We start from the raw sequence: 22115 nt of genomic DNA, 5'->3' as shown, positions 1-22115 counted from the left end.
TGAGTTACTTGGCGGCATAACGCGGCACAACGTTCAGCAGCGCATAAAAACTCACAATCTCAATCTTATAAGAACTTCCGCGAGTAGGACCGATCAAGACTTCTATAGATTCATTTTCAAATCCGGTGAGATAGGCTTCTGGGGTGTGACTATCTGTCGCCATACGTTTTAGTGCGTTAGTCGCGGCATCGAAAAGCGTGTGCTTACAACCCAACCCTATAGGGTTCAGAAACATCCATACAAGCGGACAGGATAATAATACGGCAGCTAGCACCGGCATATCCTCATCAAAAAATCGCCTTAAAAGATCAACAAACGCCTGATCAGAGGTCTTAGAAGTTTCCTTGCGCCCCTGCATCGATGAAGAAGTTGCCAGAACTCCATGTAATATGCAAATTATCTGCCTATGCAAAATCTCCCCGCTCCGCCACTTAGCCGTTACTTTCTCGTCCAAACTCAGCAGGTCGTCATGAAGCCGCAAAGCGATTCGACCCAATAATGCGGGAGACATTTTCATTTCAAGACTACGCGCATAGTGATGCCAACGCCTCATGCTTGCTTTGAAAATATCGTAAGCTTCTTGATTTTTAGTATCGGACTCGTCATCACCTTCATCTAGCTCATCGTCCTCATCAAGATCATTGTCAGATGTATTAGAAGTTGTTTCGACATCCTCAAATGGTGGAATTACGTCAAACTGACCAAATGTGTCTAACTCCTCGATATCATCAGCTGTCAGAAGATCCGATATAACACCAAACAATGAAAGAGCCGAGATAGAACGCATCACTTCTCCGCGCTCATTAAAACGCTTACTTACTGGAAGCCTAAGCACCTCTCCAAGTCTTCCACAGCGAACTTCTATTAAGTCATCAATGAAGAGCCAACCAGTTCCATTGCGCAACTGCAAATCTTGAGCCTCAGAACCAAATGGCTTTAGCCAACTCTTAGAGTGCTCAGATAAAACCTTCGAATCTATTACGTTTTTCACGTAAGGCTTCCCTTCGCTCACTCCATACCAAGCATGCAACATAAACCTGGAGTCAACTTTATTGGCTAGCCCTACCGAACCGAATGATGATCCTCGCAACTTATTGGCTCGCTCATTACTACGATCAACAGCTCCCAATCTCGCCGCTAACTCTGATGCGGTTACAGTTGATTGACTCCACAGAAAACGAAATAGCGCACTTCTAACTCCTACGTCCAATAACACGGGCCGCCTCATCATCGCTAGGGGCAAGGCAAGACCTAAGAGCGCTTTCAGAGCGTTACCCACATGCCCTTTAAGTTTCTGGGCCAGCGCCAATGCTAAGCAATGCACGACAATCGCGCGACTGACATCAGAGGACACGCCAAATCTTACGAGGTCAGGTGCGTCCTTTTGCTTGCTCATCCATTCAAGAACTACCCGTAATGAGCTGTCTAAATCGCCCTTAGAAATTAGATCGGCCGGAATTCCTTGAGCGTGTAAGCGAGTCGAGAAGGCTGTGAATACCTCGCTATATCGTCTTTCATCCTTAGCATCAAGCGCCCGCATATATCCGATAACGAGCCGCAGCGGTTCCATAGCGACTATGTTGAAGAAGGGGTGAGTGGAGACGTATGGCGTCTCGTGCATCAACTCACTAATACTTTCACTGGCCCACCTCCTTACTTCCACCTTGGTAACCGATTTTAGATTGCCACCTACCAGTACAACTTCAATCGCCCCCTCGGAATATTGCTTAAGGCCGCCCAACGGCACCATTGAAATTCGGTTCTGAGGTGGCGCAATCTTGAGAAGATACTGTTCTTCGAGCTCTAATACAGCTTCTCCCACTCTTTGATTACTCAAGCCCATCAACACCGGATCGAACTTTAAAAGTTGTTCGCCGAATGCCATGTAAATATTTTTGCGTAGCAGACGGCCATAAAGCTCAATATCACCTGAAAGTATGATAACCAAACCTGGATGGGTCAGATACTTTCTAACCGTTTCTAAAATCACGTATCCATGAGCAAAGTTCGTATCTACATCATCGAAAGTCAGAACGAACGCTTTCTTTTTTAGAAAATCCAGTGCGCACTCTATGTATACGCCTAACTTCTTCTCAAAATCTCGTCCTTTTTTTGCTTTTCGTAAGCCTTGGCTCATAACCCATTTAGCATCCTCCCATTCAGATCCGTAGACTGAACTAGCCCCAATCCCATCAAGAAGTCCCAGCCCCTCCGCGAGACCCTCACGAGCTTCATCTAACGCTCTAGCGTCACCTTGAACTTGGGCGAGAGATGTCTCAATCGCTGAAAGAATAACAACGACGATATTTTCTTTCGTTTCTATCAGAGTAGGATCGATAAGCCTCAGCACGTTTAGCTGCAACTCTTCGTCTCGCTTGAGTTTTTCCATTGACTTTAGTAGAAATGTAGTTTTTCCGCTGCCACGGCTGCCTTCGATCAAGATCGCGTTATGCACTCTTTGGTAAGTTATATCCGTATCTTTGATGTCTCGGTAGGAGAACGTTCCGAGGCTATTGAGTTGCTTTTCGATCCCGCCCCTCAATTTTTGATATGCCCCATGCTGAAGCTGCTCCGCGGAGTCTTCTAGCACGCCCGCCTCGTTGGCAGAAAGGTCTATCACTACACACTTATCGTTCATGGATCTGTCCTTGATCAATCTATCGGGTCTTCAGCAAATGGCGCTTACGACGCACGGCTTGAGTAGCGGATGCTGGTTAGATGTCTTTAGCAAATTCACTCCGGATCAAACGGTTGTGCCAACGTCAACATCTAGGTGCATTTATTGCTGATATCGCCTAGCTCATCTGCTGGGGCCGTCGGTGCAGAATGGAAAACGAGGCGGTGAGAAACACAGACCTAGAGATGGCCTATTGCTATATTAGGATTTACTGACAATGTCAACAAACTCTTGGTCTCCCAATTCAGAGGACCAATAAATGCCTAGGTTTTGAAGGAAATGACATACCAACTGTGGCACCATCAAAATTTCGCCTGTAAAAAAAAATATGCCGCATTCTCCCAGGCTGCCTTCTAAGCGCAGCTCGTGAGGTTCAACCGGTTTGTATAGCAGTGAAAACTGATCGTTGAGTATGCGGAATAGCCTACGCAATGCTGCCCCCATCTCACCGCTATGTGCCCATATACCTGCCAAGATCTCGACCAATATGTAGCCGCACTGCTCCCATATTTCAACCATTATGGTTACACACTGATGGCTTGACTTTACCTTGGACGCAGCCCTTTGATTCCCTGTCCCCATAAAATTTCACACATTCTTTGTGCTGGCCCGACCAAGCACAAAGAATGTGGCCGCTGAGACTGATTTCGGTAGAAATTAGTCTCAGCGGCCTTGGGGACAACTTATGATTTCAATGCGTCCAACCCGCGTTTACCTGGAACCCATTGCAGCCATGTGCTGGATTGCCGCCCAGAGCGGCCTTGGCTCCAAGATACCTCGAAACGACCAATGCCTGATGTCACTCCAAGATCGTTCCTATGCTGATCGAACTTATGAGCCCTTTTCTATAGCGCAGCGGAGTACCGATTATTTCGATGCTGGCGAGGGAATTTACGATACTAAGTAACGACACGATTCCAGTCGATGGAATGCATATAAATCCGCGTAGCTGTCCTTCACATGCAGACATCGATCCTATGCCGTTAGGCCGACTCGCTGATTGCCTCAACTTATAATCAGACATCAGATCCAGAGTAACATCCGGGTATTTGAAGTGCTCAGGCATGCAGACCCTCCCTTTGAGGGTAAGGGTAGAGAACTCGTCAAAATACCCGGCCTTCTTCCATTCGTCCTGAGATGGAACCAGGCTGAACGACCATCCAAATTCCCAACCTGTGATCTGAATTTGGTAGAGCGTGAATAGGGTTTCACTTTTGGGGCGACCACGGCGGTTTGAGCGTATGGATCGAGATGGGGTTTTCATCGCTACCCTCCTTCGCTGACTAGAGGAGACTAGCGCTGAAATCGCTCGTTCACTTTGCCGCTGGAGGATCCAGCAATGACCCTGGTGTGATCGCCAACGCTTCTGCAAGCCTGTAGATGTTCAGCAACGCGATATTGCGCTGACCGCGCTCCACGCCTCCGAGATAGCTACGTGCTAAGCCGCTTTCCAGTGCTAGCCGCTCCTGGGACCAACCTTTCGCCTTCCTAATCTCAATCAGACGTAAGCCGAAGGCTGTACGTGGGTCAGTCGTCATCATTCTCTCTCACAAAGGAGAGGATGCTATGAGTACCCCCACTATCGGACCACGCCCTATGAGTTCACGCTCTATAAGTGACAATTGAACATTCATAGCCTACGATGTCTCCTATAAGTGACATTGGAGACATTTATGAAAAGCGTTTTGAATACAGTCAGAACCAGAATCGCTGGTGGTATCGCCATCCCCGCAGCTGGGTTCTCGGGGTTCGCGACGATAGGGTCCTTGATGGGCATGCTGCTTTCGACCGAGAACCGTACAGTCAACGTATTTCAATTTTTCCTGGTTGCCCTTTCAATTCTTTGCCTTGCCATATGGCACTTGGTACGGCAGCAGAGACGAGCAAAAGCCTTCGTCGTATCCGTCAACCAAAAAGAAGGTTTGAACTTTGACAATACTCAGCTGCTTGGCTACCCAAGCCCGATATTTGTCGTCTTCGACCACTCCAGCCGGAAACTCGCTCAATGCCAAAGCGATACCGGTGACTATCAACTCCGAGACTTCTCATGGGTAATAGGCTGGCGGTGTGAGTGGCGAGAGGTTGATACAGTGGAGATGGGTGGTAGTGCCCGAGTAGTCAATGTGACAGGCATGAGCGTTCCATCTTTCGAACGCACGCGTCGATTCAAAGATTTCGCATTGGTTTTGGAGGTTGCTGATGCAAGCCATCCGTCCTTAAGTTTTCCAATGAGCCAGCGCGCAGCGCAAGAGTGGTGTACTCGGTGCAACGCACTTTTCCATTGCTAAAAATTAAGAGTTCCGTCAGAAAAAATGACCGGAAGAGCCGATGCTGTGCTCAGCGCTAGAGTGCTCGTACCACACGTTACCGAGACGCTTCAGACCTAGATCAGTGAGCAGGCCTTATGTTAGAACGAATACAGTTTGCGTGGTGCTTCGATCCGGAGGCACAAGAATTTCACGGCGTTGCTCCCCCTAAGGTTCGAAAAGATCCCGGCAAGTACTACGTCATTCGTGACGGGTATGGTGATTTGTGGGTGCATGACCCTTGGGGCCGTGAGTGCCATGCAAATTTTGATTTTGTAGAGGTTCACGGAATGAAATTCGCTAGAGGTCAATTTGACCCGGAAAAGATGGATGAACTACGCACGAGTAAGGAGCCACCAATCCGGTCGCTGTTTACCCTTTCACCCAAGGAGATAGACGACTTGCGTGCTGAAATGAGGCGGGATGGCGCATATATGCGTGAGTGTTTGCAAAAACTGGGTAAGTTGAGGCTTATTAAAGACGGCCAATCATCTTAGATTTCGTCTCTTATATGGCAGTTGCTGCTGTTGTGTCCTGTGTTAGGGCAGACGTCACGAATCCCGTAAGTGTCGTTTCAAACATCCTCGGTTAGCACCGCAGTCCAAATGCGCTTCAGTGGTAGCTCCGATTTGATGCCTTCATCCAATCGGTCGTAGTTTAGGAATAGGTGCTCCAGCAAGTCATCTTGGCTCCATAGTCGCAAACGAAAGAAACTGGAAGCCAGTTCCTTCTGCACATTGCTACGGTAACCGCCCCAGGCAACGAACAAGCCCTGGCTGGCGTTGAATTTGCTCATAGCCCCCAACAGCTTATCCACCGTCGACCGGTCGACTAGACCGGTACCGGACTTCACCTCGACACAGAGGTTCTGTTCGCCAAAGCCCATCAAGCCATTGCTGGCCAGGATATCCACGCCACCATCGGCACCTTCCGGGCTTTGCCAGATACTAAAGCCCTGCGCGCGTAGTATGGCCGCTACCAACGTGGTCAACCGGTGACCTTTGAAGCGGCGCTCTATTAGCCGCACAATATGATCTTTGCCGGTGCGCTCCAGGTCAGTTTCCGCCTGTTCTACCGCGACTTCGTCCGACGCAGTTACCTCGTCCTTGACTAAATCCTGCAAGGATTCCGGCTGCCAGCCATTGGCTGCCATGGCCTTGAGCCGACCTTCGGCGTTATTACGCTGAATCCGGCAAATAGTCATAAAAGCACCGAAGCTGTAGAGTAAATCCTGAGAGAAGTTCGAGCGAGGAATAGCCTCACCAATCCACTTTAATGAACGCCAGTGGAAGAATGGATTTAAACTATCACCAGCAAACTGGTAGTCCCCAATAATCTCACCTATATAAATTACCGGTTGAGTTTTGAGAGGCACCACCACCCAATCACCCAACTGCATACGCTGAGCGAAAGGCCAGATCTGGCTGGTCCAGTTCTGCAATCTTTTAGGCTTGGCATCGGGGAAGCGCTCAGCCAAGGCAGTATTTAGTTGCTCACGATGTTGGAGATCGCCGAGATTCACGTCCAAGTCAGCCCATGTCACATAGACTCGGCGCTCGCCGATAAACTTTTCCTCGAACTCCCCGGCGGAACCCGCTCGCACTAGCCAAATGGCCATCCGCACTACCTCCTTAATACATTGCCTTGCCCGTTACGGGCGCTTGGATCAGTTTGTTGCTGCACTCTTTCGCCCACGCCGCACCTTGGGTTGCGATTCCCGCTGGGCACGGATACGTGCCAGCAATATGCTCGCCGGCTCGTCGCTAGGATCTTGTGTCACTAGCTCACCACGAAAGGCCTTCGCTAGAATGCTCTGGGTCAATAGGTCGATACGTGTCTTGGCAGTTTGAACTTTGCTCTCAAGCTGGCCTGCAAAGGCGAAGAGTTGTTCTACACGACGGACTATCTCGGCTTGCTCCTCTCTTCCTGGTTTCGGAAGATTAATGTCGAGTAACTCTTTCTGGCCGATATTACGCATAGATAATTGATTACCTGTCGACCTAGCCTCTATTTCCTTTCGTCCGGAGTGAGAACGGAGAAATATTGACAGCCATTGTTTATAACTTTCCGGCATTACGAGTCGAAGAACTTTATCGCTCAGCATCAAATTTTTAGAAACTTTGCCAACTATCACGGGATTCCCAAGTAGTTCTAACGTGTTAGCTCTAGAAATTAGAAAATCACCGGGCATAATTCTTCGGGTCTCTAAAAATAAGGATTTTTCTGGGAGAGTTTTGCTTTCCTCCTCGTCATAAACCCCCCAAGTGACAGCGCTAATTTTGATGATTCCGTACTCACCTGCAACCGGAGGACGCTCATAGCACTTTAGGCTTTTTCCAGCCTCGATTCGCTCTACAAAGTCTCCGACCTTACAAAAGCCCCATTCTTCTGCCTTTTGGGACTTTCGCCACTCCTCCGTCAGCTGCCCAGAAACGGCGGTAAAAAGGATTGACTGGCGAAAACGTTTAAGCAGCTGCGTAATAGACTCAAAACGGGCTTTAAGCGTGTCGACTTGAGCTAGCAGATCATCAATTTTTTCAGCAACCTTGACTTGTTCTTTACTTGGCGGAAAAGAAACAAGTGTTTTTTCAAATGTCCCTTTGGTCACATGACGGAGCCCTACTCCTCCTTGAGCAGAGCCAATGAGTTCCTCAAGCTTTTGATTAATTGCATAACGCAAAAAACGGCGTTCAATTGCCTTGCCATCAAATTCTATCTTGAAAATATGCTGATTTAAGGCGGCACGTCCCCCATGCCAAATATGAGCACCAAAAGAAGTGCCAGGTGTGCCAGACCAAGCGAAAAGCAAATCACCTTTTTCCACCATGTGATTATATGATAAATCGCCTTGGAAATAATTGAACTTAGCGGCAGCATTGTTCAGATTTTGAATACGAATTATCGGAAGTCCCGATGCAGACCACTCCTCCGGCTTAAAGGCTCGACCATTAATAAGGTCGCAAATTTGACCTATTTCGGCCTGCACCCATCCACGCGGTAACTCATTCATTTGCCTGAGCCTCAACCATCTCCAACCCCAACATCTCCGCCAGCAGACGTTTCTGTTCTATGGCCTCATCCCCTGCACCCAACGCCTTCATTAATTCATCAAGCTCGTGCAAGGCCTCTGTCAGTTCAGCCATAGCTTCGCCGGCCAACACTTCAGGAGCCGGCAGAGAGCTTGCATCAAGGCTGTCGGCATTTTTCAGCCAACTGATATCCAGGGAATCATTGCGCTCATTCCGAATATATTCGCGGCTAAAGCAGCGAAAGCGGCTCAGCTCACCGATGCCTTCGACATTCTCGGCGCGGGTACTATTGCCATTGGGATCATCACCGTAGGCCTGCTCAAAGGGTCTGAGTTGGGCGGCACCGAACGGGGTGCGCTTGCCGAAGCTGGGCATATTGTTGCGCATATCGTAGACCCAGGTGCGTTGGGTACACCCTTGATCCTGGCGCGGGTCACTAATGCTGCCCTTCTGGAAGAACAGCACATTAGTCTTTACTCCCTGAGCGTAAAAGATACCGGTCGGTAGACGTAGAATGGTGTGCAGGTTGCATTTATCCATCAGATCACGGCGGACATCAGCACCAGTACCGGCCTCGAATAACACATTGTCCGGTAGCACCACGGCAGCGCGACCACCAGGCTTGAGGCTACGGTAGATATGCTGGAGAAACGCCAACTGCTTGTTAGCTGTTGGGTAACGCAGGTCTCCGCGGCTAGGCAGCCCGCCGCCCTTTGCAGTACCGAAAGGGGGGTTGCTGAGAATCAGGTCTGCCGGCGGTAGGCTCTCGCCATCCGGAGATAGGGTGTCACCAAAGCGTACGCCAGTCTCACCGTCGGACTGCAGGTTGTGCAGCATTAGGTTCATCAGTGCCAGTCGGTGGGTGTCCAGCACCAATTCGATACCGTGGAACTGACGGCGGTAACGCTGGAACTCCTCGACGCTAAGACCACTCACATCGCAATGCTCAGCCAGATAGTGGTTGGCGGCAATGAGGAAGCCCCCGGTGCCCGCAGCGGGGTCCTGAATAGTCTCGAACAGACGCGGCTTTATGCATTTGACGATACTGTCGATCAAGGACCTCGGGGTGAAATACTGACCGGCACCGGACTTAGTCTCCCCCGCGTTTTTTTCTAGCAAACCTTCATACAGGTCACCCAAGCCTTCCTGGCGAGCGGAGTACCAGTCCAGTTCGTCGATGGCTTTGACCAAACTGGTCAATGTGGCCGGTTTACGAATAAAGGAGCCGGCGCTGGCGAAAATTTGCCGGGTGATGGCGCTGCCTTGGCTGTCCTTACTGCCGAGGTGAATTAACAACGCACGGTAGAAATCCAAATCGGCACGTGCTGCTGCGGCCTCCAAGTCATCCCACCGGTAGCTTTCAGGCAGCTGATCTTCACGGCCGGTTTCCTTGGCCATTTTGAGAAACAGCAGGTAGGTCAGCTCGGTGACATATTGATGATATGTGACACCATCGCTGCGTAATACATGGCAGAGGTTCCAGAGTTTCTGGACGATATCGTGGGTAACTTGGCTCATGGGGCTCTCTAATACTTAGCCCAATCGGGCGTAAAACGAATGGGCGCACCGTAAATGGTGCGCCTTATAGCATTGTCAGGCTTGCTGTGCCCATACGGCTTCGTTGAGCTCGGCCAGCAGTTCCTGCAGGTGACCATCGAAGAAGCGATCAATACGCCCGAAACCGCCTTCCTCAGCCAGCGGCCCGGTGTCCAGCACATCTCGGTCTAGCACAACATTACGTTTGAGTTGCTTGCCGAGCTTGTCCAGCCATTGTTTCTGCAAAGAGCTGAACTCTGGGTGGCGCTGACGAATGCGGTTTAACGCCTGGTCGACACGGTGCTCGAAAGGTACTAGAGGGTCGCCCAGGGCCGCTTGACGGATAAAACCAAGGATGCCGGCAGCGATGGACTCGTTGCTACGGTGCGCCCAGGCGGTGCCAAGAGAGCGTTCATCAAAGCCGGCAATTTGGAGTGTAACTGCGAGCTTTTTCAAATCGGCGCGAGTCAAATCACGCGGGCGCTGCAACACGGCAACCAGTGCCGGAATCTCGTTGCCGTGTTCCTTGAGATAACTTGCGAAACGATCCAGGTAATCATCCGCAGCGCCAAAATAAGGAGCGACATCGACGATTCTATCGGGCTGCTGAGAGATCGGAATGGCATCACGTGGCTTGCCCGATTTTGCATCCAGTAGCTCCCCGAGCCAAGGGTTATCACAAAAACATTGGGCAATCTTTACCAGTGGGGTTTCTTTGAGGAATTTGCCAAATTCTTGGGGAGTCATGCCGACGCCTTCTTGCAACAAGGCCTGCTGGCGGTCATCTAAGTGACGAGCCTTGCGCTGGAACTTAGCCAAGAACTGATCACGGATCAGCGCCTGGGCCTGTTCTCCTTGCTGCTCACGAAATTCCTCACTGAGTTGGTTGAAGCTGATATTCGGGTTGACCACCACTGGACGCATGTTGGTGTTCTGCAGCATATCGCTGTACGTACCTACGGCATCGAAGACGCGGAACTCTTCCTTGTTTATGGACTCGCAGCGGCGGGTAGCGCGACCGAGCATCTGCTCGAAGAGAATGCGGCTATTCACCTTGCGCAGGAATACCAGGTTGCAGATAGCAGGGACGTCGATACCGGTAGTCAGCAAATCCACGGTTACGGCGATAGCGGGCAGGCGCTCGTTACGGAAATTGCGAATCTGCTGCAATGGCTTGTCCGACTGGCCTGTAATCTTGCGGATGTGATCATCGCCAATCTCGTCGGGGTAATGCTGGGCCATGACCTTTTTTAGCCTATCAACCACTAGGTCAGCATGCTCGTCAGTGACGCAGAAGATCAGGGTTTTGTCCGGGCCGAACGGGTTGATATGCTTTACCAGCTCGCCGCATACGGCCTCATTAAAAGGCGCAGTGATAACCTTTCTGTTGAATTCGGCGACCTCAAAGGAGAGCTCGTCCGGGGTATCGAACAACTCAATCTCCTGAGTATCCGGACAGTAGACCTGCACCTTTTCGCCAGCTTTCCAGTGAATACCGTTTTCCGAGAGTTCGGTCTTGATCACCAGTGGTGGGTCGTAGTCAACCAATACCCCGTCCAAAACTGCCTCGCGGTAACTATAGAAGTACACCGGATGTCCGAAGATCTCTGAGGTATGTAGGGCAGGAGTGGCGGTCATGCCGATACGTACGGCATCGAAATGTTCGACCACCTTGCGATACTTGGAGATGTAGTCCTGCTGGTCACGAAAGCTAAATTCGGTTTCCGAGAGCTCGCGGTCGAGTAGATAGCCACGGTGGCATTCATCGATAATCACGCAATCGTAAGCATCCACTGGTGGAACCTTGCTCGGTTCGTTACCGAGAATACGCGCCACCATGCCCTGTACAGTGGCGATGTGCACACATGTTTCCGGGTCAGCCAGCGCCTCGTCGATCTCCTTGATGCTGAAGGCGTCGGCAAAGGTCTGTAAGGTATCAACGCGTGTGTCCTTGAAGCTGTTTGCAGCCTGTTCGCCCAGAGCAGCACGGTCTACGAGAAAAAGTACACGGCGGAAGCGGCGAGTTTTTAACAGGCGATAGATCAATGCAATGCAAGTCTTGGTCTTGCCGGTACCGGTGGCCATGGCCAGCAAACAGTAGCGCTTACCCTCACGCAGACTCTCTTCAACGGCCTCAATGGCTTTGCGCTGGTAACCACGGAGATCGAAACCGAATTCGAATGGCATTTGCCCCAGCTCTGTTTCCGCGCGGGGGATGTCTTGTTTGAACAGCTCCCATAGCCCTTCTGGGCTATACCATCCATCCAGAGCGCGACGTAGATTGCTGGCTTGGCGCAAGTCACAAAACCAGATACCGGAAAGATGTTCCAGCTGTTTGAGGTACGGGCGACCGTTACTGGAAAAAACAAAGGGCACATTAAACTCACCCCAAGGACCGCCAGGTAGTTTGCAATCGGTTGCGGTCACACCACAGGCATAGCGCTTGGCCTGGTCGATGTCCCCAGAAACGTTACGACTCTGGCGTTTGGCCTCAACCAAGCCAAGCAGCTCTAACCCATGAAACAGTGCGTAATCTGCTGGGCCATTCTTCGTTGGCCATTCCGCGATGGCTTTATATTGACCGGCTTCTGGGCGAGCTCCTTTGCTGTAGCGCAGATTCACTGTATCCACCTGCCAACCTGCGGCGGCAAGTTGGCCGTCGATTAGCACGCGAGTAGCAGATTCGTCCATCTCTACCAACTTTGCTGCAGCAAATGCACGCTGCAGGAACTGTTTTGAGTAAGAGATATCAGCAACACCTTGCACCTGAAGCTCAGCTAGCTTGGCCTGCAGTTGCTGTTTACTTGCCTCTTCCTCTGAGGCAAGAGTCGCCCAGAGTTGAGCCTCTTCAGCTAATGCTTCAGCACGTAGACTGGCTGCGCTAGCCTCGGATTGGACGGCCGTAAGTTGGGCGTCTAGCTGCGCTTTGTGCTCGCGCAGCTTGGCCAATTCCATTTGTACCTCTTCAGGAATGACCATGGGTGCTTCAGGAATGACGAAAGCTTTAGCCTGAATGCCCTCCCGACCAAAAGTGCGCTGAAACCATAGGCCTAGTTGGGCTGCGAATTTAAGTGCTTGGAGGGCTAAACGTAGATCATCAGCAAATTGGTGATTAGCTCGATTACCCAGCTTTCGAATAACGTGAAATAAATCAGTCACTTCACGCGGGACACCAAGACGGCTGAGCGTCTGGATTAGCTCCAATTGGGTTTGCTCTGCTTCGACTTTGTATTTTCCAAGACGCGCAGCAGTCTCCTGAGCGAGCAACTCACCGAATTGGCGTGACTTGAGCAGGCTTGTGTTCGGATCGTCTTTGAAATACTGCTCGGCTCGTGATCCTAGCTTTGCCAGCTCTGGGCTCAGCGTTACTAGGTGAGAAAAGTTAGATTGTCGATCCGTCATTACAAGCTTCCTGGAGGCTGACCTGCATCCCATTCAGCTTAAAATAACTCAAATACAAAGTGCCAGCATCAAAGGACTCGACAGATATAAGTATTGAAGGCGGGCGGCTACCAGAAAAAACATTCTAAATTGCCACAAATTTGCCACACCCGCTCCGCTAAACGTGGCTAAAACCAGCTAACCTTAGCGAACACAACCCGTTGATTTCCCTGCTAATCCCCGCTAACGTATTGATTCTAAACGTCGACTTTTAGGACTCCGAAGGCAGGGGTCGTGGGTTCGAATCCCGCCGGGTGCACCATATAGCTGTTTAGACCTGTCTCAGACAGTCTACGAATCACCTCAAGAAGCCCGCCTAGTGCGGGCTTTCTTGTTTCTGGCTATCTCTCCTTGCCTCTCCCTATATCTTCCCTTCGTGTACCCCTTCATGTACCTTTTAAAATAATTGAAACTGAGGGGTACAAGAAACATGAAGCGCAGCGAGATAAAACGCCGCCCTTTAGCCGACACCGTGCTAGCCACACTGGAGCCAGAAGCCAAGGAATACCGGGAGCTGGACGGCAACGCTCTGTATCTGCGAGTGCGCCCAGACGGTAACAAGTCTTGGCAATTGCGCTACAAGAAGCCAGACGGCAAGTGGTCATGGCTTGGCTTGGGCGGCTATGGCACGGGCGACCACCAGCTATCCGGCTCACAGGCCCGACAGAAAGCGGCTGTGCTTAGAGAGGACGCCGCCAAGGGCGGAGACCCCCTTGCCACCAAGCGAGCCAGAAAAACCGCAGAGGCTGAAGCCTCTAGCCAGACCTTCGAAGCGCTAGCGCGGGAATGGTACGCGTCCAAGCGCTTGAGCTGGACAGCCGGTACCGCCGTGCGAATGATTGGCGCGCTCGAACTCCACGTCTTCCCGGCATTCGGTAAGCGTATCTATCGTGAGATCCTGCCCATGGAATGGATGGAGTTCCTGCGTTCCATGGAACAGAAGGGCATCATTGAACAGACCAGCCGCGTACGCGGCATGTGCCGGGAGATTTACGACCTGGCCCGAGTAACAGGCCGAGCCACTCACAACCCGCTGGAGGGGCTGCATAAATTCCTCCTGACCAAGCCTGCCGAGAACTATGCCCATGTATCCCTTGATGAGCTTCCGGCTCTCTTGCGCGCAATCAGGGCATACGGCACCGCTGACGTGCGGATCGGCCTGCACTTGCTTTCCATGCTCGCCTGTCGACCGTCTGAACTGCGCGAGGCGCGATGGTCGGAGTTCGATCTAAATAAAGCTCTGTGGTCGATCCCGGCCGAGCGCATGAAACGCCGACGCGAACATCTAGTGCCGCTGCCAATTCAGGCAGTCGAACTACTGCGAAATCTGCAGGTGCTCACTGGTGCCTACCCGATGTTGTTCCCTGGACGGAGCGACACCACCAAGCCCCGCAGCAACACGGTCTTTCTGATGGCTCTACGTCGTCTCGGCTATGAAGGCCGCCAGACCGGGCACGGTTTTCGTCATATCGCCTCGACGATTCTGAACGAGCACGGGTTTGACGAAAACCACATCGAGGCGCAGCTATCGCATATCAAGCAAGGCATAGCTGGCGTTTACAACAAAGCCCAGTACCTCGCCCAGCGCGCCACCATGATGCAGTGGTATGCCGACTATCTGGACAACTTGGCCAAGGGTAATGTCGTGTCGATCAAGCGGGCCTGATGCGGGCCTTCCATTGTCCGCATAGACGTATATAGACTGAAAGCCACCACTGTCCAGATAGCCAGTATTCATAAGACGGCCCCAATGGGCCTAATGCGACGGAGCGATAGGTAGACGACCTCTTCGCCTATGAGCCCGATCTATCCAATATGCGGTCGCCTGGGAGGGCAGAAGGATGGCAAAGATTGATCGAATAAACGACTTGCCCGACTGGTTCGATCTCTCTAAATACCAGGGGTGCGAATCATTTGGTGCCGCTGAGTGGCTCGAGCAAGTAGAACGCCGTCACGACTTACTCGTGTTACACCCCCTCTACAACGAAAGGATCTCTCAGCACGGCGAACAACAGTGGCTGGAATTTGCTCTAGAATTCTGGGCACTGACCATAAATGAGTCAGCTAAGCGTGTTAGAGAAAGACCTGTCGACAGCCCTTCAAAGGGAAAAATCAGTGAGTGGATGGCACATGCCGACAATCAGCCAATCAGATCAGTACGCGTCATGGACTTGGTATGGCAAGGGACCAGAGACCTAGAAGCAGAGCGGAACGGCAGAGCAGCAAAAGGGATCAGCAAAAGATGGGCGGCGATTAACCCTAGCTCCATTTCGGTGTGGGATTCTGTTGAACACGCTACGTCGCCGTTGTCGCTGAACTATTACGATGAAGAGGGCAGCCATTACAGTGGAGGCGGGAATGAGATTCCTATCGTCCAGGTTGACCTTGGCGCTTCAGATGCCGCTCTAAAAGAAGCATTTTCCACATGGCTGAGAGACGCTAGAGCCGGCCAAAAAAAATCAAGCCCAAAAAGAGGCAAGCCCCTCTACGACCGGTGGGCACGCTATGGGTTGCTGCCTTACCTTGACTTAAGAATCTGGGAGATGGAAACAGACAACGATATTCCCGATCGCATAATGTCAGCTGCGATCAGCAGATATGATGCGGGAGAGAGCAACTTACGCAAGACTGTGGCGCCGCTAGCCGATGGGCTGATGCGCGATCTGTCAGAGATTAAGTCTCTGGTAGCCGTCGAAGCGGCCTCTCGGGCGAGGACCAATCCGGAAACTTTCTCAAGCTGAAACCTTCCGGAAACTTCCACCCGCCCAAACTCGGATCGAAGGCGTTCACCTATCTCCTTAACCTGTTCCCGTCCTCATCAATAACGGGAAACAGATATGAGCAACCTACGTCATCTTGAAGTTGCCTCCGCTACAGGGTTCGATCCTGCGAATACCATCATTCGTTTCCCTGAAGTAGAAGTCATCACCGGCCTCGCCCGCGCCACTGTCTACAAACGCCTCAAAGACGACCCGACCTTCCCCCGTCCTGTGCCGCTGAGCAACAGTAAGTCGCGTGGTTCGCCAGTTGGCTTTGTGCTGGCTGAGGTCCACGCCTGGGTGCGCCAGCGCATCGCCTTGCGAGGGGAGGCGGCATAAATGGCCGACCAAAAAAAAGGCCAACCCAATAAGGCCAGCCCAGAAAAAACTCACCTCTACGATACCAGTAACCACGCCCAACTAGTACGGCTTGTTCCGCGTCTTCGCAAGGGCCCTGCTGACACGTTCACCATCATGCGCGAGTTGAACATCTGCCGTCCTGGTGCCCGTATCTGCGACTTGCGCAATGCCGGCTACAAGATCATCACCAACCGCATCACGATGACGGACGAATGGGGCCGAATCCACCGTGGTGTTGCCGTCTACACATTAATCGCGGAACCAGGTGCGAAGGTGGCGGCATGAGCGCCCGTATTGTCCCCCTCTCATACGAGGGCCAGGCCATCAACTTCAATGCTGACGGTTGGATCAACGCGACCGTTGCAGCTGCCCGCTTCGATAAGGTTCCCAACGAGTGGCTGCGTCTCGGCTCCACCGAGGAGTACATAGAGAAACTGGCGAGCAGGATGATTGAGAGTAATACGGGAAAATCCCGCATTACTCTTGTTACGACCCATCGAGGCAATACTGCCAACAGCGGTACCTGGCTCCATCAGAAGCTGGCGGTGAAATTCGCTCGCTGGCTCTCTGTGGACTTTGAGATCTGGTGCGACGAGCAGATCGACGCTCTGGTACGTGGTGACCAGACCAAATGGCAACAGGCCCGCCAGCAATCGGCCGTCGGCTATCGCGGCCTGTGTGATGCGCTGGCAATCGCGTACGAAGAGAGCGGTAAAACTCCCCAGCGCCATCACTTCATCAATGAAGCCAAGCTAATCAACCAGGTAATCACCGGACAGTTCGCCGGCCGCAATCGCGACGAACTCAGCGCCCATGAGCTGGTGCTGGTCACCCTAATCGAGATACGCGACGTGCTGCTGATCGGCCAGGGCAAGGACTTCGCAGCCCGCAAAGCATCCCTGTTGCGCTACGTCCAAAGCCTAACGGCCAAGCACCTCCGGAGTGTTGCGGTATGACAGCTATGCTCATGATCAGCGATAAACGGTCGATAACTTTTGTTGCAAGCAATCGTGCTCGTCGGTATGGTTTGCCCGTCGCTGCAAATTCAGCGACCGGGTTTTGCAGCCCGACTATCGTTAGGCGCATAAGCGCCACCGTCTCGAAAGCTGGCGCTTTTTTCATGGCCGCTATTTCGCTTTATGGTGGCTGTGCGTGGGGCGCTCTCGAGCGCGCCGGGTTCCTAACGTCCCGGTCTGCAAACCTGCGTACAGCCGCCACCCAATTCTGTTTTGCAGCAGGTAGTGGCGGTTCCTCAACGTTAGGAGCCGTACCGATGAATCACGCCCTTATTCCGTCCGCAATCCGCGCCTTTGCTCACCGCCGCATGGCCCTGAGCGCCCTCCGCGCAAACTCATCACTCTCCGTTCGCCTCGCCCGTTACAACTCCCACATGGCCATCGCTCGTACCCTGGAGTCTGCCGGCGGTGCGCAATGAATAATCTCGCCCTTACCATCCAAGAAATCGCCCACGACACGCTTGAGGATCTCGAAAGCGCCCAGATCGCCCTGCGCAAGGTTGAGGCCGTTCTCTATGCCGCATTGGCAGACAAGGGCACGAGTCAGCACGTCCGCAATCTGGTAGATGTCGCGTGGAACCTAGCCGCTGACGGCGCCAACACCGCCGACTGCAACCGCGAGGCAATTTCCGCCGCTCTGTCCGGGTTCGCTGGCCTGGGCGCCGGGGGGGACCTATGAGCCGTTCCTACAAGCAAATAGCCGAGACCGGCGTCCAGGATCTGTACGAAGTGACCAGTGCGCTCGAGAGCGTGCGCGCAATCTTCACGCTGATGCTTGAGACCTTCCCCGAAGACAGCACGCCTCACGCCTTCGCGCAGTTGGGCACCATCGAAATAACCGACTGGAACACCAAGGTTTACCAGTGGTGTGAGTGCATGGAAAACGAGCTGGATGATGCGAACGGCGAAGTGCAGAAGGCAGCGCCATTGCCGCACTACCTGCAGGACCAGCGCAGTAACGAGGTGGCCGAGGCGATTTCTGCCGAGCGTACACACGCTACCCGGTGGTGGACGCACTTGAACGAGATGCGGCGCCGCAAGGAACTGCCTGACTGGGTGGCGGCGGGCGTCGGCACGCACGATGAACACGATCTGATGCTGGAAAGCCGGAAGGCCGTCAATCAAGCCCTATTCGGATCGGACGACCTGGGCGGCGCTCAGCAATACCGCGAGGTCGCCCTATGAGCCAGCACACGCGTTCACATTCGATCCTTTTTATCAGCCCCACATTTTGTACAAAGCCACCGCGCACTCACGTGAAGCGCCGACGCCCTGACCTAAGAGGTTAAGCATGAAAATTCAAAACGGCGCATCTGCGTCGACGGGATCGGCTTGCCTGAAAAAAGCCACCGAACTGTTTTACGTCACTCACCCGAAGGCGCCCAAGGCTTTGCTAGGGCCGTTCTTGAGCGAGGCCGACGCAGAGTGCGGGCGCGTAGTTATGCGTAGTGCTGGTGCCCAAGTGACGGCCTGCCTGGTTGATTCAATCGACAACATTACCCGCTGGCACGGCGTGAACAACGGTCAAGTTTGCCGGGCCTTTGCTGGCGCTGATCGCCGGGAGGTCGGCCATGGGTAATGTGACCCCAATCAAGCGCAAGGGCAGCGACGTACCGCCCACCACGGGCGCCCACATCGACAGCACCAGCTATGCCCTGCTGGTGGAAACCCTGATCGGCTTCCTAGAGCTGCGCATCTCGGAAGGCGACCAAGGCCGCCACTGCGATGAGCTGGAGCGCCTGACTCAGAAACTGGAGAGCTTGGCCAAGCGGTTTACCCCGCCGAAGGGGGCCGCATGACAGACGCAACGATCCAATTCCGTGATGCGCTCCAGGCCGTCTATGGCCCTCTCGACTGGCTACCATTGCCCGACGGTGCAATCCACCGGTTCCGTGTGCCAGAGGATAAGCCTGGCTCGCTCAACGGCTGGTATGTGCTGTACCTGGACGGCATTGCATCAGGCGCTTTCGGCAGTTGGAAAGCCGGCGGCGCCAGCACCTGGTGTAGTCGCGAACCGGCGGACGCCCGCGAAGCGGCCCAGATCCGCGAGCGAGTTGACCAGGCCCGGCGCCAGCGCGAAGCCGAGCAACACCGGCGCCAGCAGCAGGCCGCCGAGAAGGCCAACCACTGGTGGCGCAATGCGCGCCGGGCCGCGCCCGACCATCCGTATTTGGTCGCCAAGGCGGTTCGTTCCTACAGCCTGCGCCAACGTGGCGCTGACCTGCTGATTCCGCTGTACCTGGATGGGCGCTTGGTCAACCTGCAAAGGATCGGGCCGGACGGCGACAAGCGCTTCCTGTTCGGCGGCCGGATCAAGGGCACCTATTCACCGCTGGGCATCATCGAGCCAGGTTCTGTGCTTTGCATCTGCGAAGGGTGGGCGACGGCCGCCAGCCTCCACCAGCACGGCGGCTATGTCGTTGCCGCTGCCATGAACGCGGGCAACTTGATCCCGGCGGCGATGGCACTTCGCGCTCGCTACCCGGGCCAGCCAATCGTCATCGCCGGCGACGACGACCGGCTCACCGATGGCAACCCGGGGCGCGCAGCGGCAAACGCAGCGGCGGCGGCCGTGGGTGGCCAAGTGGCTTTCCCTGAGTGGCCGGAAGGCGCCCCCGATGACCTCACCGACTTCAACGACCTCGCCAACTGGAAACTCGCCCATGTCCAAGCCTGACACCAACGTGATCAACCTTCGGCCGGACGCCGCGACCATTGCGCCAGATCGCCCCTGCTGGGCGGTGTATGAGCATTGGGTAATCAACGAGAAGGGCCGAAAGCTGCGCCCGGGCGTTTACTGGCATAGCTTCAAGCGCGCAGCCGCTGACCAGGACGACGCCGAGGGCGATACCGGCGACCGGCCTATCACTGATGAGTGGATCTCAAGCCCCGTCACCGTCGTCGCCCGCACCACCAACAGCGACGATGGCAGCGAAGGCCGGTTGCTGCGCCTGGTCACAGAGGGCGGCATCAAAGAATGGATCATCGCCATGGAGGTGTTCGGCGGCAGCGGCGAAGACGCCCGGCGAGCCTTGTTCGGGATGGGCGTCATCATTGCCCTCAAGAAGCGCGGCACGTTCATGGAGTACCTGCTCGACCAGCATCCTGCAGAAGTGTTTGCCACCACCAGCCGGCCGGGTTGGCATGAGTCGGGCGCGTTTGTGCTGCCTGGGCGAACCATCGGTAGCGCCAATGTGCGGTACCAGGCCAGCAACAAGGCTCAGGTACTTTTCAGCCGGCGTGGCGAGCTGGCGCTGTGGCAATCAGAGGTGGCCGCCAAGTGCGCGGGCAACCCGGTACTGACGCTGGCGATCGGCTGCTCGCTGGCAGGCCCGTTGCTGAGTTTGGTGGGTGTGCTGGGCGGTGGTGTTCATCTGGTGGGCGACAGCTCAAGCGGCAAGTCACTGGCGCAACTGATCGGATCGTCGGTATGGGGCGACCCGGGCGTGTTCGCCGCCAGTTGGGACATGACCAAGGGCGGCCTGGAGATCGAGGCATCGAGCCGGAATGACACCATCCTGCCCTTGGATGAGATCAAGCGCGCCGACCCCAAGCGCGTACAGGAAATGGCGTATTCCCTCGCCAACGGCCAGGGCAAAGGCACCATGACCCGCGAGCGCGAAGGCCGCGCCAAATTGAGCTGGCGCCTGCTGACACTCTCCAGCGGCGAGCGCTCACTCTCTGAACACGCGGCCATATCCGGCAATGCCGCACACGCTGGCGCCGAGTTGCGCATGGTCGACGTGAACGCCGGCACACGGACACACCGGGCCTTTGACGAATTGCACGGGCTTGAGGGAGCGGACTTTCACCGACAACTCACCGTGGCCGTCGGCGCCCACCATGGCCACCTTGGGCCAGTCTTTGTCGAGAAGCTGCTCGAAAGCGACGACCGCACAGGCCTGCTGGAAGACTTCGCCGGCGTTCGCGCCAGCTTTGTGGAAGACAACGCCCAGGCAGGCCGGGTGGCTGATCGGTTCGCCGTGATCGCGCTTGCCGGCGAGATGGCCATCGCCTACGGCCTGCTGCCATGGGTGCCGGGTACGGCCCTAGCTGACTGCCGCTTACTGTACGGCGAATGGCTCAGCAGGGTGGGTAGCGGCAACGCGGAAGACCGGCAGATCCTGGCCGGCATCTTGGACTTTATCGACCGCCACGGTAGCAGCCGCTTTTCAGATGTCGACGATCAAACGCCTGACACCAAGGTTTTCAACCGGGCCGGTTACTGGGAGCTGGTGGGCGCCAACCGCCTATACCTGTTCAACAAGCCGGCGCTTATCGAGGCGGCGCACGGCTATGGCCTGTCTCGCATCATCAAGGCTCTGGAGAGCGCTAACGTCCTCGCACGCCGCGACAACGAGCGTAAAACCAAAAACTACCGACTCCCTGGTGGTGGCCAGGCTCGTCTCTATGTGATCGATCCAGACATCATGGATCGTGAAGGCGGTGGCGTATGAACGTCACTCAAAGACCAGCAATCCAGATTGCCCAAGTTCACAGGAACCTAGAATCACTGGCAACAGTGGCAACACCGGCAACGGCCTTGTGTGGCGTGGCTTACAGCCGTTGCCACCCTATAAATAAAGTGGCAACAACTGGCAACGCACACCTCACTTCCAACATAAGAGATCCGCTCTCTCCTTTCATTTGGTTATCACTGTTGCCGGTAAAAAACCGGTGGCAACAGTTTGGCAGCATCGGCAACGTCTGGAGGCCACGGTTTACGGGGCTGTTGCCATTGTTACCGCTGTTGCCGGTGTTTTTAGAATCACAGGAACAATGGATCACCGGCGATCAGACCGAGGTGACGCCATGAGTCTCCTTTCCGGCCTGCTCGATCACATGCCGCCAGCTATCGCCGGAGTCGACTCGCCAAAAGTGGATGGCCGGCCTCGCCCGCGGCTGGTCCTGGCCAGCCCTGTCGAGCGCACTCCACCGCTCATTACAAGCCCACACGCAAGCGCTGCCACTGCCACACTTCAGTGGCGACA

General features: G+C 54.1%; 20 protein-coding genes. 14 read left to right on the top strand and 6 right to left on the bottom strand.

What is annotated here, in order from left to right; all coding sequences use genetic code 11:
• Positions 1-4: 4 nt before the first annotated feature.
• Both RHM60_RS17425 and RHM60_RS17420 read right to left on the bottom strand, forming a co-directional pair.
• Positions 5-2638: a hypothetical protein gene (locus tag RHM60_RS17425; protein ID WP_322212319.1), complete on the bottom strand. Its 2634-nt coding sequence runs from the start codon at positions 2636-2638 to the stop codon at positions 5-7.
• Positions 2639-3990: 1352 nt separating this feature from the next.
• Positions 3991-4215, bottom strand: a complete 225-nt coding sequence (locus RHM60_RS17420; protein ID WP_322214635.1) for a helix-turn-helix transcriptional regulator — start codon at positions 4213-4215, stop codon at positions 3991-3993.
• Positions 4216-4350: 135 nt separating this feature from the next.
• On the opposite strand from RHM60_RS17420, the gene RHM60_RS17415 reads away from it, so the two are divergent.
• Together RHM60_RS17415 and RHM60_RS17410 are read left to right on the top strand one after the other, a co-directional pair.
• Complete coding sequence (locus RHM60_RS17415) at positions 4351-4965, top strand: hypothetical protein (protein ID WP_322212318.1); 615 nt, start codon at positions 4351-4353, stop codon at positions 4963-4965.
• 116 nt (positions 4966-5081) lie between these two features.
• Positions 5082-5480, top strand: a complete 399-nt coding sequence (locus RHM60_RS17410; protein WP_322212317.1) for a hypothetical protein — start codon at positions 5082-5084, stop codon at positions 5478-5480.
• Positions 5481-5557: 77 nt separating this feature from the next.
• Here RHM60_RS17410 and RHM60_RS17405 read toward each other — a convergent pair whose 3' ends face one another.
• The 4 genes from RHM60_RS17405 to hsdR all read right to left on the bottom strand — a co-directional run bounded on the left by RHM60_RS17405 (position 5558) and on the right by hsdR (position 12950).
• A complete protein-coding gene (locus RHM60_RS17405) occupies positions 5558-6601 on the bottom strand; it encodes a restriction endonuclease (protein ID WP_322212316.1) in 1044 nt (347 codons plus the stop codon).
• 48 nt (positions 6602-6649) lie between these two features.
• A complete protein-coding gene (locus tag RHM60_RS17400; RefSeq protein ID WP_322212315.1) occupies positions 6650-7993 on the bottom strand; it encodes a restriction endonuclease subunit S in 1344 nt (447 codons plus the stop codon).
• On the bottom strand, positions 7986-9530 hold the full coding sequence (locus tag RHM60_RS17395) for an N-6 DNA methylase (protein ID WP_322212314.1): 1545 nt from the start codon (positions 9528-9530) through the stop codon (positions 7986-7988). The genes RHM60_RS17400 and RHM60_RS17395 overlap by 8 nt, the downstream gene beginning before the upstream one ends.
• 75 nt (positions 9531-9605) lie before the next feature.
• A complete protein-coding gene (gene hsdR / locus RHM60_RS17390; RefSeq protein WP_322212313.1) occupies positions 9606-12950 on the bottom strand; it encodes a type I restriction-modification system endonuclease in 3345 nt (1114 codons plus the stop codon).
• A 469-nt stretch (positions 12951-13419) separates the two neighbouring features.
• On the opposite strand from hsdR, the gene RHM60_RS17385 reads away from it, so the two are divergent.
• From RHM60_RS17385 to RHM60_RS17330, 12 genes are all read left to right on the top strand, one after another.
• Entirely contained in the window at positions 13420-14655 is a 1236-nt protein-coding gene (locus RHM60_RS17385) for a tyrosine-type recombinase/integrase (protein WP_078827595.1), read from the top strand.
• Between the two features lie 175 nt (positions 14656-14830).
• Complete coding sequence (locus RHM60_RS17380) at positions 14831-15730, top strand: DUF6387 family protein (RefSeq protein WP_169876187.1); 900 nt, start codon at positions 14831-14833, stop codon at positions 15728-15730.
• 96 nt (positions 15731-15826) lie between these two features.
• Positions 15827-16087 (top strand): helix-turn-helix transcriptional regulator, encoded by a 261-nt coding sequence (locus RHM60_RS17375; protein WP_078827593.1) that lies wholly within the window; start codon positions 15827-15829, stop codon positions 16085-16087.
• Positions 16088-16393 (top strand): helix-turn-helix domain-containing protein, encoded by a 306-nt coding sequence (locus RHM60_RS17370; RefSeq protein WP_024072876.1) that lies wholly within the window; start codon positions 16088-16090, stop codon positions 16391-16393. It abuts the gene before it with no gap.
• The gene (locus RHM60_RS17365; protein ID WP_322212310.1) at positions 16390-17064 is read left to right on the top strand and encodes a KilA-N domain-containing protein; all 675 of its coding nucleotides are present in this window, start codon (positions 16390-16392) and stop codon (positions 17062-17064) included. The genes RHM60_RS17370 and RHM60_RS17365 overlap by 4 nt, the downstream gene beginning before the upstream one ends.
• Positions 17065-17539: 475 nt before the next feature.
• On the top strand, positions 17540-17803 hold the full coding sequence (locus RHM60_RS17360) for a hypothetical protein (RefSeq protein ID WP_322212308.1): 264 nt from the start codon (positions 17540-17542) through the stop codon (positions 17801-17803).
• On the top strand, positions 17800-18309 hold the full coding sequence (locus RHM60_RS17355) for a hypothetical protein (RefSeq protein ID WP_322212307.1): 510 nt from the start codon (positions 17800-17802) through the stop codon (positions 18307-18309). Before RHM60_RS17360 ends, RHM60_RS17355 begins: the two co-directional genes overlap by 4 nt.
• A gap of 106 nt (positions 18310-18415) precedes the next feature.
• Positions 18416-18703 carry a hypothetical protein gene (locus RHM60_RS17350; protein WP_322212305.1) on the top strand — a complete coding sequence of 96 codons (288 nt, stop codon included), beginning with the start codon at positions 18416-18418 and terminating at the stop codon, positions 18701-18703.
• Complete coding sequence (locus RHM60_RS17345; protein ID WP_322212303.1) at positions 18696-18923, top strand: hypothetical protein; 228 nt, start codon at positions 18696-18698, stop codon at positions 18921-18923. The genes RHM60_RS17350 and RHM60_RS17345 overlap by 8 nt, the downstream gene beginning before the upstream one ends.
• A complete protein-coding gene (locus tag RHM60_RS17340) occupies positions 18920-19801 on the top strand; it encodes a toprim domain-containing protein (protein WP_322212302.1) in 882 nt (293 codons plus the stop codon). Before RHM60_RS17345 ends, RHM60_RS17340 begins: the two co-directional genes overlap by 4 nt.
• The gene (locus RHM60_RS17335) at positions 19788-21581 is read left to right on the top strand and encodes a DUF927 domain-containing protein (RefSeq protein ID WP_322212301.1); all 1794 of its coding nucleotides are present in this window, start codon (positions 19788-19790) and stop codon (positions 21579-21581) included. Before RHM60_RS17340 ends, RHM60_RS17335 begins: the two co-directional genes overlap by 14 nt.
• Positions 21578-21940 (top strand): hypothetical protein, encoded by a 363-nt coding sequence (locus RHM60_RS17330; protein ID WP_322212300.1) that lies wholly within the window; start codon positions 21578-21580, stop codon positions 21938-21940. Before RHM60_RS17335 ends, RHM60_RS17330 begins: the two co-directional genes overlap by 4 nt.
• Positions 21941-22115 lie beyond the last annotated feature (175 nt).

Source organism: Pseudomonas sp. MH9.3 (assembly GCF_034354675.1).
Lineage (GTDB): Bacteria > Pseudomonadota > Gammaproteobacteria > Pseudomonadales > Pseudomonadaceae > Aquipseudomonas.
The sequence above is the reverse complement of the archived record's forward strand: the minus strand, read 5'-3'. Positions and strand labels throughout refer to the sequence as shown.

Excerpts from the sequence above, each read along its gene's own strand:
- RHM60_RS17425 (WP_322212319.1), bottom strand. The coding sequence starts at position 2,638 with ATGAACGATAAGTGTGTAGTGATAGACCTTTCTGCCAACGAGGCGGGC.
- RHM60_RS17420 (WP_322214635.1), bottom strand. The coding sequence starts at position 4,215 with ATGACGACTGACCCACGTACAGCCTTCGGCTTACGTCTGATTGAGATT.
- RHM60_RS17415 (WP_322212318.1), top strand. The coding sequence starts at position 4,351 with ATGAAAAGCGTTTTGAATACAGTCAGAACCAGAATCGCTGGTGGTATC.
- RHM60_RS17410 (WP_322212317.1), top strand. The coding sequence starts at position 5,082 with ATGTTAGAACGAATACAGTTTGCGTGGTGCTTCGATCCGGAGGCACAA.
- RHM60_RS17405 (WP_322212316.1), bottom strand. The coding sequence starts at position 6,601 with ATGGCCATTTGGCTAGTGCGAGCGGGTTCCGCCGGGGAGTTCGAGGAA.
- RHM60_RS17400 (WP_322212315.1), bottom strand. The coding sequence starts at position 7,993 with ATGAATGAGTTACCGCGTGGATGGGTGCAGGCCGAAATAGGTCAAATT.
- RHM60_RS17395 (WP_322212314.1), bottom strand. The coding sequence starts at position 9,530 with ATGAGCCAAGTTACCCACGATATCGTCCAGAAACTCTGGAACCTCTGC.
- hsdR (WP_322212313.1), bottom strand. The coding sequence starts at position 12,950 with ATGACGGATCGACAATCTAACTTTTCTCACCTAGTAACGCTGAGCCCA.
- RHM60_RS17385 (WP_078827595.1), top strand. The coding sequence starts at position 13,420 with ATGAAGCGCAGCGAGATAAAACGCCGCCCTTTAGCCGACACCGTGCTA.
- RHM60_RS17380 (WP_169876187.1), top strand. The coding sequence starts at position 14,831 with ATGGCAAAGATTGATCGAATAAACGACTTGCCCGACTGGTTCGATCTC.
- RHM60_RS17375 (WP_078827593.1), top strand. The coding sequence starts at position 15,827 with ATGAGCAACCTACGTCATCTTGAAGTTGCCTCCGCTACAGGGTTCGAT.
- RHM60_RS17370 (WP_024072876.1), top strand. The coding sequence starts at position 16,088 with ATGGCCGACCAAAAAAAAGGCCAACCCAATAAGGCCAGCCCAGAAAAA.
- RHM60_RS17365 (WP_322212310.1), top strand. The coding sequence starts at position 16,390 with ATGAGCGCCCGTATTGTCCCCCTCTCATACGAGGGCCAGGCCATCAAC.
- RHM60_RS17360 (WP_322212308.1), top strand. The coding sequence starts at position 17,540 with ATGAATAATCTCGCCCTTACCATCCAAGAAATCGCCCACGACACGCTT.
- RHM60_RS17355 (WP_322212307.1), top strand. The coding sequence starts at position 17,800 with ATGAGCCGTTCCTACAAGCAAATAGCCGAGACCGGCGTCCAGGATCTG.
- RHM60_RS17350 (WP_322212305.1), top strand. The coding sequence starts at position 18,416 with ATGAAAATTCAAAACGGCGCATCTGCGTCGACGGGATCGGCTTGCCTG.
- RHM60_RS17345 (WP_322212303.1), top strand. The coding sequence starts at position 18,696 with ATGGGTAATGTGACCCCAATCAAGCGCAAGGGCAGCGACGTACCGCCC.
- RHM60_RS17340 (WP_322212302.1), top strand. The coding sequence starts at position 18,920 with ATGACAGACGCAACGATCCAATTCCGTGATGCGCTCCAGGCCGTCTAT.
- RHM60_RS17335 (WP_322212301.1), top strand. The coding sequence starts at position 19,788 with ATGTCCAAGCCTGACACCAACGTGATCAACCTTCGGCCGGACGCCGCG.
- RHM60_RS17330 (WP_322212300.1), top strand. The coding sequence starts at position 21,578 with ATGAACGTCACTCAAAGACCAGCAATCCAGATTGCCCAAGTTCACAGG.